The organism is Lacimicrobium alkaliphilum (genome assembly GCF_001466725.1).
In the GTDB taxonomy this organism is placed as follows: Bacteria; Pseudomonadota; Gammaproteobacteria; order Enterobacterales; family Alteromonadaceae; genus Lacimicrobium; species Lacimicrobium alkaliphilum_B.
The window spans coordinates 1,520,311-1,533,479 of sequence record NZ_CP013650.1 but is presented as its reverse complement, the minus strand read 5'-3'; the positions used below and the strand labels follow the sequence as shown (position 1 = coordinate 1,533,479).

Here is a 13,169-nt window from a genome sequence, read left to right as displayed (position 1 = left end):
GTTAGCAGGGAGCCGGGGCATTGGGCCTGGCATAGAAGCGCCAGGTAACCACCACACAGCTTATGTAGAAACCGATAAACCCATAGAGTGCCAAATCCACCGCACCGGTGAGGGTGATAGATGTGCCGTAGGCCTTGGGAATAAAGAAGCCACCATAGGCGGCAATGGCCGAGATAAAACCTAAAACGGCGGCAGATTCTCGGTTACCTTCAATTTCAGCCTGTTTTTCCTGTCCTCTTCCCAGTGCACGGGAGCGCAATAATAAGAACATTGCCGGCACCATCCTGAAAGTGGAACCATTGCCAATACCGGTTGAGATAAACAACAGCAAAAACATACTGAAGAACCCATAGAAATTACCGGCCTGGCCCGGCTCTGGCAGAAAGTAAATCACACCAGATACACCGGCCACCATCAGCACAAAATTCCATAGCGTGACCCGGGCACCACCCAACCGATCCGCCAGCACACCGCCAAAGGGCCGTGCCAGTGCTCCGGCCAGCGGCCCGATAAAGGCATATTTAACCGGGTCAACATCTTCAAACAGCATGCCACTGAGCAGCGGAAAACCCGCCGCAAAACCAATAAAACTGCCAAAGGTGCCCAGGTACAACCAGCACATCCACCAGGTATGAGAACGCCTGAAGATCACCGCTTGCTGTTTAAAAGAAGACTTGGCATCGGCAATATCATGCATGCCAAACCAGGCCGCCAGCGACGCCAGAATAATCAGCGGCACCCAGATAAAGGCCGCGTTTTGCAGCCACAGGGGTTGTTGCTGGCCCTCACTCAGGGTGACCATCAATGGCTCGCCGCCAAGAGAGCCAAATACACTGGCCGAAATAACCAGCGGGCCAACCAGTTGCAAGCCCGATACGCCAAGGTTACCCAGGCCCGCATTTAACCCCAGCGCCGCACCTTTTTCGCCCTTAGGATAGAAGAAGCTGATATTGGCCATGCTGGAGGAAAAATTACCGCCACCCAGGCCACATAACAGCGCCAGAATTAACATGATCAGATAAGGCGTGTCAGTATCCTGCAGGGCAAAGCCCATCCAGATACAGGGTAACAGTAAAGAGGCTGTCGATAACGCTGTCCAGCGCCGACCGCCAAAAACAGGCACCATAAAGCCATAAAAAAGACGCAAAGTGGCACCGGATAAGGCCGGTAACGAAGCCAGCCAGAACAGCTGATTGGAGCTGTAACTAAAGCCCAGTGCCGGCATTTTTACCACCAAAATGCTCCAGATGGACCACACCGCAAAGGCCAGAAACAGATTGGGAATAGAAATCCACAGATTACGGCTGGCGATGGCCTTACCTTTGCTTTCCCAGAAGGACTTGTCTTCGGGATCCCACTGCTTAAGCACAAAGGAATCCGGTGTCGACATCTCAGGCAGATCTCTGACGGTCTCTCCCCTGCCCATTTCATGGCGCTGGGCGCCGGTGATGGCGAAGTGCATCCAGATCAGGGCCGCGCTGGCCACAACAAACAGCAACATAAAGCAACTTTGCCAGATACCAATCACATCGTTAAGCATGCCAAAGGTCAACGGTAATAAAAATCCGCCGAGTCCTCCCACCATACCGACCACACCGCCGACCACACCCACATGCCCGGGGTAGTAAACCGGAATATGTTTAAACACTGCCGCTTTGCCAAGGGACATAAAAAAGCCCAGCACAAAGGTCAGCAGCACAAACATGACCAGAGAGGTTTCCAGAGAAAAACGAATGGTGCCGTCCACGCCTCTGACATGATATTCGGTCGGCGGATAGCTGAGAATAAAGGTACAGATCACCGAGGCAATCAGGGTCCAGTACATTACGGTTCTGGCACCGTATTTATCTGACAGCCAGCCTCCGAGAATACGAAATAGGGAAGCAGGAATGGTGTATAGCGCCGCGAGGATCCCCGCCGTTGCCACACCCAGACCATACACCTCCATCAGATAATGGGGAAGCCATAAGGCCAGCGCCACAAAGGCACCGAAAACAAAAAAGTAATAGAGAGAAAAACGCCACACGCGGATATCAACAAGCGGCGAAAGCTGTTCAGCCAGGGTCGGTGACTCAGCCTGGCGCTGACCATGGGCAGGGTCGGCCCGGGCAAACAGAATAAAGCCGATTCCCATCAGCCCTATCACCAGCGCATAAATCTGAGCCGTACCCTGCCAACCGAGGGCCAGCATCAGAAAAGGGGCTCCAAAATTGGTCAGTGCCGCCCCCACATTGCCGGCGCCAAATATACCCAGCGCAGTGCCCTGCTTGTCTTTCTCGTACCAGGCAGAGATATAGGCCACACCGACAATAAAACCACCACCCGCCAGGCCCACGCCCAGTGCAGCGATCAGCAACAGAATATAACTGGTGGCAATGCTGACCAGAAACACCGCCGCCGCTGTGAGCAGCATCAATAATCCGAATACCCAGCGTCCGCCAAACCTGTCGGTTAATACACCGAGAAAAAGACGGCTGATTGAGCCGGTCAGAATAGGGGTTGCCATCAGCAGGCCCAGCTCTGTATCCGACAGGCCCAGCTCCTGCTTAAGCTGGATCCCCAAAATAGAAAAAATAGTCCAGACCGCAAAGCACAGCGTAAAAGCAAAAGTGCTCAGTCCCAGAGCACGCCGCTGGTCGGCCGGTGCCACACTTCCTGCTTCGATCATGCTGGCGCTCCGTTGTGCGTAAAGTTAAAGCATACGCACAGCGGCCCGCCTCCTCTATACAGATAAAGAGGCAGCCTCAGAACACAGGAATACCTACTATGGAGTAGCCAGGTTCATGCCGGCGATACTGTGCCAGTAACCGTTACAGTCGCGCTCTACTGTTTGGGGGCATTGCCCGTTCTTATTAGCCCGAAACTTCTCCAGCCAGTCCAGGGTATCAGCTGACAAGGGGCTTAAACGCACCACGTCCACCAGATTGTGCATACCGGCAAGATCATTAATCAGGTTGTAGCACTGGCCCGACTGGGTCTGAATACCGTTTAATACAAACAGCTCCTGCCCTTCCTGAGAGCGGGTCAGACGCCCGTTGGGGTAGTTAATGCAGCACAGTTCACACTGATCCTTGGGGCGGTTTTCGGAACGGGCGGTAAAACAGCGGGCCGAATAAGCCAGAGGCAGATAGCCATAGCCAAACACTTCCACTTCAAACTGGTTTCTGATCCCCAGCTCGTCACAGCCGCTCAGTATGTTTTGCAGCCAATCTCTGGACAGTTCCACCGGCATCACCCAGCGCTGCATCCCCAGCTTTAATAAACGGTGTAAACTGTGCTGGCTGTAACAGTTAATCGCCGGGCCTGCCACAAACGGCTTACCCTGCTCTGACAGCAACTGAATGGCGCCCACATCATTGGCCTCGATCAGAATATCGCCATTGTCACAATAGGTTTTTAAGGTTTTGACTTCGGAAGGCGCTTCCAGCAGCGCCATGGTGGACAGCACCACCTGTTTACCTTTACCGGCCAGCTCCCGCGCCAGTGCCACCCAGTCTTTGGTTTTCAGCTCCCGGCGCTTGGAGCACACGGTTTCGCCGAGATAAATGACATCGGCACTGCTTTGCATCGCCTGTTGATAAAATTCTTCCACCTGATTTTTAGGCCAGAAATACAGAATGGGGCCTAATGAATACTGCATTATTGATTCCTACTGCCATTTTCTGTGATACGCACCCAAAGAGGTCTGGCTGCCTTCGGATACCGCTTGCAGGCCCTGATTCCAGGCCGGTTGTGGATTAAAATTACCGCTGTCACGGGCACAGGCATCAATGGCCTGTCGCCAGATGCGGGTCACCTGCTCAACATAGGCCGGGCTGCGCTGGCGCCCCTCGATCTTCACCGCGCTGATACCGCACTGCATCAGCTCTGGCAGTAAATCCAGCGTATTCAGGCTGGTAGGCTCTTCAAGGGCGTGATAGACATTACCTTCCACTTCAAAACGGCCCTTACAGAGTGTTGGATAGCCGGCGTTTTCGTGTTTTTTGTAACGATCGATCAACACATCATTTAACCGGGACTCCAGCCCCTGTTCGGTTTCCTGCCAGCGCACAAAAGAAGCCGGTGAACAGGCGCCGGCCGTATTGGGAGACTCACCTGTCATATAGGAAGATAAATAACAGCGGCCTTCGGCCATAATACACAGGCTGCCATAGGCAAAGACTTCCAGCTCCACCGTGGTTTGCCGGGCCAGTTGTTTGACCTGATGAATTGACAGCACCCTGGGTAGCACCACCCGGCTGACATTAAATTGTTGCTGGTAGAAGTTGATTGCTACTGTGTTGGTGGCAGAGGCCTGCACGGAAAGATGCAGATCCAGTTGCGGGTAGGTATCACAGGCATACTCAAGCACCGCCAGGTCGGCCAGAATCAAGGTATCCGCGCCATTATCAACGGCGCTATCCACCGCATATTGCCAGCGCCGCCAGCCGTCCGGATGCGCAAAGGTATTGATAGCAATGTGCAGCTTTTTGCCATGCTGGTGCAGGTAATCTGCGGCTTTTGAGAGTTTATCACCGGTAAAGTTAAGACCGGCAAAATGCCGGGCGTTGGTGTCATCTTTGAGGCCGATATATACCGCATCGGCACCCTCAGTCACCGCCTTTTTCAGGGCCGGCATACTGCCCGCCGGACATAATAGCTCCATCAGTGCGCTCCAGATAAAAATACCCGGCAATTGTTACAAAACCAATCTGCACAAATATTGATTTAGATTAAAAAAAGGCGGGCTAAAGCTGACTAAACTATCGCTAAATATGATGTGAGGTAACCATGATTAACTTTCCTGTAGAGCCCGTTACGTTGCTCAGACCCGCTGTAAGACTGCTGAGCAGGATACCGGCAATGGTACAACAGCCCTGTGCCGGCAGATTACTGAATCTGGCGCTACACCAGCCCCTTGATGAGGGGGAGCTGGATTTTCTGGCAGGCAAAGTAATCAGAATCACCCTCACTGACATCCCCAAAAGCTGGTTTATCAGCCTGCGAGACAAGCGTCTGGAGGTGCATTTGTGTGGCAAAGAAGATGCCTGTATCAGTGGTGAGCTGGAGAATTTTCTGGCCCTGGCCTGTCAGCAGGTCGACCCTGATACGCTGTTCTTCCAGCGTAAGTTGTGTATCAGTGGTGATACCGAGCTGGGCCTGTATGTAAAAAACCTGCTCGATAGCCTGGAGCTTGACTCACTACCAGCACTGTTTGCCCGGCCACTGCAATACTACGCCAGGCGCTTCGATCCTAAGGAGGCATCCCATGCATAAATTTATTACGGACTTTTTTAATACCAATCATCAGGCACTGGAGCTGTTGTTTATTGCCTATCGTCGTCATAAAGCCCGCGATGGGGTCTACGCCCGTCAGTTGTTTGATAAATTCAAAGCCGGTATGCAGGAACATATTGGCTGGGAAGAAAATCTGCTGCTACCGGCACTGGAAAGCGCAAACCGCAAGAGCTTCCCCACTGACAAAGCCCGGGCTGAGCATCAACAGGTAATGCAACAGATAAACTGGATTGAGGGCCTGCTGGACAAAGGCGTTGACACCTCTCAGGATGATCTGTCGCTGGAATATATGCTCAATGATCATTTTGAAAATGATGAATTCAACCTGTATCCGGTCTGTGACAGAGTGCTGTCTGACGACGATACGGCGAAGATACTGATGGCGATTTACTAGGGCGAATTATCAGGGCCCGGAGATAACAACCATGTCTGACCATCAATTACTGCAGTGGTCTGAACATTTTAATCTGAGCGGACATCAGCTCATTAATGCTCAACATCACCAGCTTTTCGGGCTGGTGAATCAGCTCTATGACCTGATTCACCGAGGCGGGGATATCGAATCCATCATCTCGATTACCAGAGTACTACTCCAACAAACTGAAGGTCATTTTGCCGAGGAAGAAACGCTGTTTTACCGGCTGCCGCGAGACGAGCAGACCCTGCACCTGTTGCATCACAAACATTATCTGGAGGCGCTCAGCGCATTTCTCGAACGTCTGAACAGCGGCGTTGATATGTCAGTAGAGTCGATAACCGACCAGCTCCGCTCACTGGCTGACTGGTATCAGTCCCATGTTTTGCACAGTGACAGCAAGCTGGTTACAAACTGCTGAGCCTGAAACGCTTTTATGTCAATGGACAGATGAGCACCCGTCAACTAAACAACAGGCTTTATTTGGGTTACTGCCTTATCCAGCTTAAAACCCATAGCCGAAGTTCACCACAAGATCGGCGGGTTAAGTTATGACAAAAGGTCATTAGTGTTATACCAGCACATCCGTATAATCGCCGTTCTTATCATCATGTAAGCGGGTATAAATGAAAGGGCTTTTCTGGCAGATCTTTGACAGCTTTCTTAACCGCTCGGGCATTACCAAAGCGGACAGCCAGAAACTCTCCAGTATCCCGATCAGAGAGCGATTTAAAGTCGCTGCGGCAGCATTTCTGGCCTTACTGGTGGTGACCTACACCAGTCATTTGTGGCTGGCACCCACACCAGGTACTGTGATGCTCGCTTCTATGGGCGCCTCAGCGGTATTGCTGTTCGGCCTGCCCAACAGCCCTCTGGCCAGACCCTGGTCGTTTGCCGCCGGGCATCTGATTGCCGGTATGATTGGGCTGATGTGCTCACAACTGTTTACCGACATGGCGCTGATGGCGGCAGTGACTATTGCACTGGTACTGCTGGCCATGTATTTCTTTGAGTGTATGCATCCACCCGGCGGAGCCACCGCACTGGTACCGGTGATCGCCAGTCATGAAAGCCTGTTGGACTACCAGTTTCTGTTTACCCCCCTGATGCTCAATGTTTTTACCATGTTGCTGATGGCAATGCTGCTGAACCGTCTGATCCTGGGCCATAATTACCTGCCCCGGCTCAGAAAAAAATATGATCCGGTACACCTGCACCATGATCCCAGTCCGTTAAAGCGGCTGGGGTTGCAACCGGAAGATATTCTGCACGCTCTGAATCATTATTCAACGATTGTGGACATCAGCGAGCAGGATCTGGAACGCCTGTATCAGGAGGCGCAGATGCATGCCGTACAGAGAAAGCTGGGTGATATTCGCTGCAAAGATATTATGTCCGCTGATCTGATCACCGTTTCCCCTGATACCTCTTTGCAGGAGGCATGGCAAAGACTTAAAACCCATAAAATCAGAATGCTGCCGGTTACCGATAGCACTCAGCAGCTGTTGGGGGTAATTACCGTGGCCGATTTTCTTAAAGCACTGGGGCTGACAGACCTGTGGTCCGCTACCGGACAATTCTCAGCTCTTGCCAGTGCCCGGGCATTTAAACTGCAGAACAAACAGGTCGCCAATCTGATGGTGACAGAAGTGCGGGCGGTCAGTGCCGATGAACCACTGATTTCACTGATCCCAATGCTCTCAGATCAGGGCTTACATCATGTGCCGGTACTGGATAACCAACAAAAACTGGTGGGGATCGTTACCCAATCGGATCTTATTGCTGCGCTGTACGCGCAGCATCATGATGCATTGTTACAGGGCAGCGACTCCGACTGAATCAACACCTTGTTATACGTTCGACGGCGTATGCCGTTTTGCTGGCTGGTCTGCGCCGGACACAACGAAAACCATGGCCGGCACTGTCAGTGTTGTCAGGCTGAAACCGATGGTGCCTGCCCGGACAGAGTCCTTGCAGGTTGTTTATGATAGTGGCGCAGATCATGTTCTGTGCGTCTGCCCTCACTGAATGCTGACACACGCTTCAAGTAACCAATAACACGGGTGCCATAGTCGATATCTTCTGAGCCACAATCACTGCAACGGACCAGGCTGCGCTTGTCGATATGCTCGCAGTCATTACAGATAGTGATACGCACATTCACACAGAAATAATTGCAGCCGGTATGGGCGGCGATGTTGTACAGATTGAGAAAATTCTGCTCGCTGAGTTTCTCTTCCAGGTTCAGATGCAGGGCCGAGCCGCCGTCCAGATAACGGGTCATCTGTTCACCATGCAGCACAAACTTATCCAGATGGTTAATCTGCTCATCTTCTACCACATAGAAATAACTGTTGTAGCAATCTCTTGGCACCTGATAGCCGTCTTTTCTGTCCCAGTTGGCGTTTTTAATCCCCAGATTCTCCGCCGGTACAAACTCGGTATTAAACATATAGCCCCAGGTTTTACGGGCTATCCGGTTAGCGTCATAGATCACCTTTAACTTCTCATCGATAAAGCGCTGGTAGTCCTGATTCAGTCCCGGTCTGATCCCCAGATATTCCGCCGCTTCCACCATGCCATTCACGCCTATGGTCAGAAACTGCTTATCCAGGCTGATAAAACCGGCATCGTACACCGGCAACATGCCGCAGGCCTGATGCTCTTCCATCAGTTTGCGGTAGGCCACCTGATACTTTTGGATCTTGTCCACTTCACATGCCAGATCGCGGCCATCCTGAACCAGCCGGTTCATATTGATCGTAATCACATTGATCGAGCCGGTGGCTACGCCCCCTGCCCCCAAACTGTAGGAAAAGGTGTTATCACTGATTTCATTGCGCAAACGGCAACAGGAGGCCAGTGAATCTGCACTTTGCGACTGATACACAAAAAATGAGCCGCCCTCGCTCATATTGCGGGCACAGGTGCGGGCAAAGGCTTTATCTTTTACTGCCCCGTCTTTGGTCAGCATCGCCGCGGTGACCACCGGGAAGGTCAGAATGGTCTTGCTACGCTCGCGGTTAAACCAGTCCAGAAAAAAGCCCTGCAAAGCATTCACTGAATCCCAGCTCGGTTTACTCATATCCGGGAATACAAACTGGCCAAACATGGCATCGAAATAGTAACTGTCATAAACAGAGATATTCCAGAATACGCTCTGGTACCCCCGCGCCGCTGCAGGCTGATTCAGCGCATAGACCACATGCTGAAGATGATTCTCTACCGCTTTGGTATGGGTATTCAGATAATCGTCACCGTAGTCTTTGCGGGCAAAGTAATCAAAGTAAGTGAGGAACTCTACTGTGGCCACGGCACCGGCGAATTGGGCGCTGATGGCAAACACCAGATTGACAAAGCTGCCACAGAAAGACTCGAGATGCTTCGGCGCTTTTGACTCACCGCCGAGTTCAGTCAGCCCTTTGAGCAAAAAAGGATACATAGTAATCGACGTGCAATAGGGTTTGAGGCTGGTTTCATCATGCACATAGATCTCATGGTCTTCTATCTGGCGCACATACTCATCGGCCAGCTGTGTATCAAACAGCTCGGCAATCTTGTTCTTTACCTGAGCGCGATTAACCTGAATAAAGAAGTCCTTCATCAGTTCAGCTTCGAGCGTGGCGATATTCTTGTGGGTGACATTGGCGTTGGCATCGAGTTTCGAGCCATCGGCGGCATTAGCTGCCTGTTGATAATCACGGATAAAGTCCAGTTTGTTTTGCAGTTGCTGAGGGTTAAGCGGCAACATGGTTATTCTCCTGAAAACGAAAGTTAAGTAAATTGCCACTGCCAAGCTCAAGAAACTTCTGGTTGGTAGTGGCACGATCAAGGCCGCCCAGTTCGGCGTGCCAGCGGCCGGTTTTAAGATAATCAAGCTGATTTTGCAGACGAGCGGGCACTCTGTTCATACCTGTATACAAACAGGTTTTAAGGCCTGCCTGACGGGCGATTCGCAGCTTGTTAAGCAGCGCATCGGGATGCCATTCACCGCCGAAAAACAGCACACAGGTGATCAGATGCTGATATCGCTCAAGCCAGACTTTGAATGCGGCATCGCTAAGCGCCTCCCCTTGTCGGGATCCCAGGTATCACGGCTATGACAACCCGCACAGGCCAGAGGACAGCCGGTTATGGTAAAGGCCAGAGAAACTTCATCGGGCACTTCCTGAAAACAGATTTGCGGGGGAAAGCTGTTGAAGGGTTTTTTTGTAGGTAACAACATATCTTGTGCCTTTTTTATTTTATTAACACCATATATTGTGTTTAAGCCTAGACAGACACAGATTATTTAAATTGATCTGGATCAAAAGTTCGCAACTCTTGTCTGGTGTGAAACAGAGGAACCGCCACAAGCCCATTACAATGGGACTTTTAGGGAACTACCCACAAAGGGGTATGGGTCATGCCCGTTAATTGCCAAAGAATGAGAAGAAGAGTGAGATAAACTGCCCTTCGCCATTTGAGGAGAACATTATGCAAATCACTTCTTATCAGGATCTTATTCTTGCCAGCTATCAACAGCACGAGCCTCAACGTTTGTTGTTTGTGTTCGCCAGTGCTGAATTACCCACCGGCCATACCGAAAAACAGCAGCAGGAATTTGAACAGGGTGGCGGCGGCGCGCTAACCCCGGTGCTCTGTGTGGACAAGCTGCCCTCAGAGGCCGAGGATTTTGCCGCCTTAGTGGAAGAGTCGAAGCAAACCGGTATTAACTGGGATATCGTGTTTATCTCAGCCATGGACGGCCGTGGTGGATTTGCGCCTAATTCTGATGAAGCCTCCCAGCCCCTGCGCATGATGATGAGCAAGATCCAGTCTGGCATGATCAGCGATTTTCTGACCTTCGACCGCGAAGGCGACCTGGTGGAACTGGTGCCGGGTTAAGCACCAAAGGGATTGCTAACCGCAGAGTCGCTGAGATCGCAGAGGTCATTCCCGCGTGTTTTTGGCGGGAATCCAGCACCTTTGATTGCAGGGTGCTAATAGTTGGCACTTTGGTAATTCAAAGGTTGCTGGGAATCCAGCAGCCTTTTCTTCTCTAAACACAAAGTCACAGGATGCCCGATAACAGCATTCGGGCATGACGGTAATCCCCTTGTAGCCTGCAAGTAGCGAAGAGGACCTGTCCAGCACCTTTGATTGCAGGGTGCTAATAGTTGGCACTTTGGTAATTCAAAGGTTGCTGGATTGCAGGAGCCCCCGGATTTCGCTTCGCTTTATCCGGGCTACCGGAACTTTCGTGCCTTTAGTGTTTTTCGTGGTCAAATGTGCTGTTTCTATTTTCACCACGGAGGGCACAGAGATCAGACAATAATTGTTTTTTCCCCTCTGTGTTCTCCGTGGCTCTGTGGTTCAATTCTTTTTACCACCAACCGCTAACCCAAAAGCCCTAAATGTTCTCGCAAAGATCGCAGAGGGTCAGCCCCGTATGGTTTTGGCGGGAATCCAGCGGCTTTGCCAATAAAAACCGTTTGCTTAGGCGCTTAGATCCTCACATTGACCTGTGATTAAAATTCAGGCTGACACAGAGTTTTGAGCACCCTCGACTTTTATAACCTTGGGCCTGAAAATAAAACCAAGAATGCCACCAAAGAGATCCTTGTACATTGCTTCTATCTCTTCCTTAGTGATGTTTCCGCTAAGTATCAGCATCTCAAGTCGTTCCGCAGGCTCCTTCACAATATATCCGGAAGAAGTGAACCCGTTATTCTCATAAAATGCTTTACGCTTTACCCTCTGCTGATAGTTTTTCCCTTTTTTATCAATCACTTCAATGTTCAGTACAATTCTTTTTCCAGAATACATTTCTTTCAAAGAATCCATTACCTTGCTTCCGTAACCACCTGAACGGCACGATTCAGATATCGCCAAAAAATGTACAAATACAATGTCTTGATACTCAGTGATATAGATGAGGCCAATCCAGGTATCCTGTGCATAAAGAACGTTAAAACCTGCCTTCCCATTTCTCAGTTTATATCGAAGTATCCATGTTGGTATGTGTTGAGCTCCCGGGAACGCTTCTTTATAAAGATCAATAACCTTCAAATAGTTAGCGTCATATTTGGTAAGTGGTCGAAAATTAATGCTCATAGTAGATAGTATTCATGTCGCCCCAAACAGAGGCTTTTGTGAGCGCAGCGAGAAAAAAACGCACTTTGGCTTTAGCCATACCGTTAATCAAATGCACACTGTTTATTAATATAATCATAAATATACCCGGGGACTAACGACGGTAAACCAACAACTAAAGCCACTATTAAAAAGCTGATTTTGTCTTGCCTATCGTCTGATATAGAGCTGCTAAAAACCGAATCTCTCAGTATGTCTACCCAGGCAGTGGCATTGTGACCAATCCAGTACAGATAGAAAGCAACAGAAAGAGCAGGCAATAACACCAAAAGATGAATAACCTTGGCCTTTGGGCTCATTTTGCTAAAAGCAAACTTACCTTCCACCCGTGGAAGCTGATTTTTCGCCACCAATTCCGTGATAGAGCACTCATAGACAGCAGCTAAAGATTTGGCTGTTTCTTGCGATGCAACACCTGTTTTTTCAACTCGCTGAATGGTTCTCAAGCTCAATCCCGATACCTCAGCTAACTGGGTCTGACTCCAGGCTCTGCTGTCTCGTTGATTTTTTAACGTATCTTTATTTAATTCCATTTCCATGTTTCAAGCCCTCTTCATAAGTGTTGAGCCAATATGAAGAAGTATTGCCTTTTTTAATACGACATATATATGCCACAAGTATGACAGGAGTGTGCCATGTTTGGCTAACACATGAGTCCAGAAGGGGCGACAACAGCCGCTTTGATAGATACAGGCTGTCAGAGCTGACAGTTAGCCGATTTTTCCGGTCAGATCAGATCTGAGACCAATTCACTTTGAGCAAGTCAAGTAGCTCCTTCTTACTCTTCTCTGGTGTTTTACCCGCAGTATCTATCGTTATTCTCGGCGTCGTCCAGGGGTCGTACTCTCTGGAAACAACGCTTTTCCAGTCAGGGAGTTTAAGGGTTGGAATATCTGAATTTCTGGTCTCAACTCTGTCTTTGTGCTCATCCCGGGCAGAGCAAGTCACTTCAATTTCCCTGTATTCACATCCTGCCTGATACGCCACATCACGCCAGGCCCTTCTGGACTCTTCTACCGGATTGGTCGAATCCGCAACCACTGGCAGCCCAATTCTCAGGTTATCCAACGCGAGTTTGAACGCGATCTGGTAACCTTGATCATAAAGGTTTGTATAACCGACATCCCGGAGTGTCTGCTCTATGGAGTCGATACGAAGAAAAGTCGCACCAATGCGCGCCGCCAGAAATCTTGAAAGTTCGGTTTTGCCTGTGCCCGGCAATCCGCCAAAAATATACAGCATAAATAAGTTGCTCTTTCCCTGAAGCCTGGCAGTTAAACGTTGGGGCTCCATAGAGCCGCATATCAATACATAAGTTAACTATTGCAGCTTTAGCTTTCAA

14 protein-coding genes are annotated in these 13,169 nt (G+C 50.1%); 5 read left to right on the top strand and 9 right to left on the bottom strand.

Annotated features, from left to right (window positions below; translation table 11 throughout):
• Position 1 precedes the first annotated feature (1 nt).
• The 3 genes from AT746_RS06970 to ubiU form a co-directional block, all read right to left on the bottom strand.
• The gene (locus AT746_RS06970; RefSeq protein WP_062478288.1) at positions 2 to 2,668 is read right to left on the bottom strand and encodes a nitrate/nitrite transporter; all 2,667 of its coding nucleotides are present in this window, start codon (positions 2,666 to 2,668) and stop codon (positions 2 to 4) included.
• A gap of 96 nt (positions 2,669 to 2,764) precedes the next feature.
• Positions 2,765 to 3,640 (bottom strand): U32 family peptidase, encoded by an 876-nt coding sequence (locus tag AT746_RS06965; RefSeq protein ID WP_062478285.1) that lies wholly within the window; start codon positions 3,638 to 3,640, stop codon positions 2,765 to 2,767.
• Positions 3,641 to 3,649: 9 nt separating this feature from the next.
• A complete protein-coding gene (gene ubiU / locus AT746_RS06960; protein WP_062478282.1) occupies positions 3,650 to 4,645 on the bottom strand; it encodes a ubiquinone anaerobic biosynthesis protein UbiU in 996 nt (331 codons plus the stop codon).
• A 125-nt stretch (positions 4,646 to 4,770) separates the two neighbouring features.
• On the opposite strand from ubiU, the gene ubiT reads away from it, so the two are divergent.
• The 4 genes from ubiT (at position 4,771) to AT746_RS06940 (ending at position 7,530) form a co-directional block, all read left to right on the top strand.
• Positions 4,771 to 5,256, top strand: a complete 486-nt coding sequence (gene ubiT, locus AT746_RS06955; protein ID WP_082633182.1) for a ubiquinone anaerobic biosynthesis accessory factor UbiT — start codon at positions 4,771 to 4,773, stop codon at positions 5,254 to 5,256.
• A complete protein-coding gene (locus tag AT746_RS06950) occupies positions 5,249 to 5,671 on the top strand; it encodes a hemerythrin domain-containing protein (protein ID WP_062478275.1) in 423 nt (140 codons plus the stop codon). Before ubiT ends, AT746_RS06950 begins: the two co-directional genes overlap by 8 nt.
• Before the next feature lie 31 nt (positions 5,672 to 5,702).
• Positions 5,703 to 6,113 carry a bacteriohemerythrin gene (locus tag AT746_RS06945; RefSeq protein WP_062478272.1) on the top strand — a complete coding sequence of 137 codons (411 nt, stop codon included), beginning with the start codon at positions 5,703 to 5,705 and terminating at the stop codon, positions 6,111 to 6,113.
• A gap of 205 nt (positions 6,114 to 6,318) precedes the next feature.
• Positions 6,319 to 7,530 (top strand): HPP family protein, encoded by a 1,212-nt coding sequence (locus AT746_RS06940; protein ID WP_062478270.1) that lies wholly within the window; start codon positions 6,319 to 6,321, stop codon positions 7,528 to 7,530.
• A 95-nt stretch (positions 7,531 to 7,625) separates the two neighbouring features.
• Here the strand turns inward: AT746_RS06940 and nrdD are convergent, their stop codons facing one another.
• From nrdD to AT746_RS19985, 3 genes are read right to left on the bottom strand one after another with little or no spacing between them, the layout of a single operon-like run.
• Positions 7,626 to 9,443, bottom strand: coding sequence for an anaerobic ribonucleoside-triphosphate reductase (gene nrdD / locus AT746_RS06935; protein WP_062478267.1), 1,818 nt, complete (start codon positions 9,441 to 9,443; stop codon positions 7,626 to 7,628).
• Positions 9,430 to 9,699 carry a hypothetical protein gene (locus AT746_RS19990; protein WP_231731035.1) on the bottom strand — a complete coding sequence of 90 codons (270 nt, stop codon included), beginning with the start codon at positions 9,697 to 9,699 and terminating at the stop codon, positions 9,430 to 9,432. The genes nrdD and AT746_RS19990 overlap by 14 nt, the downstream gene beginning before the upstream one ends.
• Before the next feature lie 8 nt (positions 9,700 to 9,707).
• The gene (locus AT746_RS19985; RefSeq protein ID WP_231731034.1) at positions 9,708 to 9,917 is read right to left on the bottom strand and encodes a 4Fe-4S cluster-binding domain-containing protein; all 210 of its coding nucleotides are present in this window, start codon (positions 9,915 to 9,917) and stop codon (positions 9,708 to 9,710) included.
• Positions 9,918 to 10,168: 251 nt separating this feature from the next.
• Between AT746_RS19985 and AT746_RS06925 the strand changes: the two genes are divergently transcribed.
• Positions 10,169 to 10,579 (top strand): hypothetical protein, encoded by a 411-nt coding sequence (locus tag AT746_RS06925; protein ID WP_062478263.1) that lies wholly within the window; start codon positions 10,169 to 10,171, stop codon positions 10,577 to 10,579.
• 630 nt (positions 10,580 to 11,209) lie between these two features.
• Here the strand turns inward: AT746_RS06925 and AT746_RS06920 are convergent.
• The 3 genes from AT746_RS06920 to AT746_RS06910 all read right to left on the bottom strand — a co-directional run bounded on the left by AT746_RS06920 (position 11,210) and on the right by AT746_RS06910 (position 13,069).
• A complete protein-coding gene (locus AT746_RS06920; RefSeq protein WP_062478260.1) occupies positions 11,210 to 11,788 on the bottom strand; it encodes a GNAT family N-acetyltransferase in 579 nt (192 codons plus the stop codon).
• Positions 11,789 to 11,871: 83 nt separating this feature from the next.
• Positions 11,872 to 12,366: a helix-turn-helix transcriptional regulator gene (locus AT746_RS06915; RefSeq protein WP_062478255.1), complete on the bottom strand. Its 495-nt coding sequence runs from the start codon at positions 12,364 to 12,366 to the stop codon at positions 11,872 to 11,874.
• A 193-nt stretch (positions 12,367 to 12,559) separates the two neighbouring features.
• The gene (locus tag AT746_RS06910; protein WP_062484051.1) at positions 12,560 to 13,069 is read right to left on the bottom strand and encodes an AAA family ATPase; all 510 of its coding nucleotides are present in this window, start codon (positions 13,067 to 13,069) and stop codon (positions 12,560 to 12,562) included.
• Positions 13,070 to 13,169: the final 100 nt, after the last annotated feature.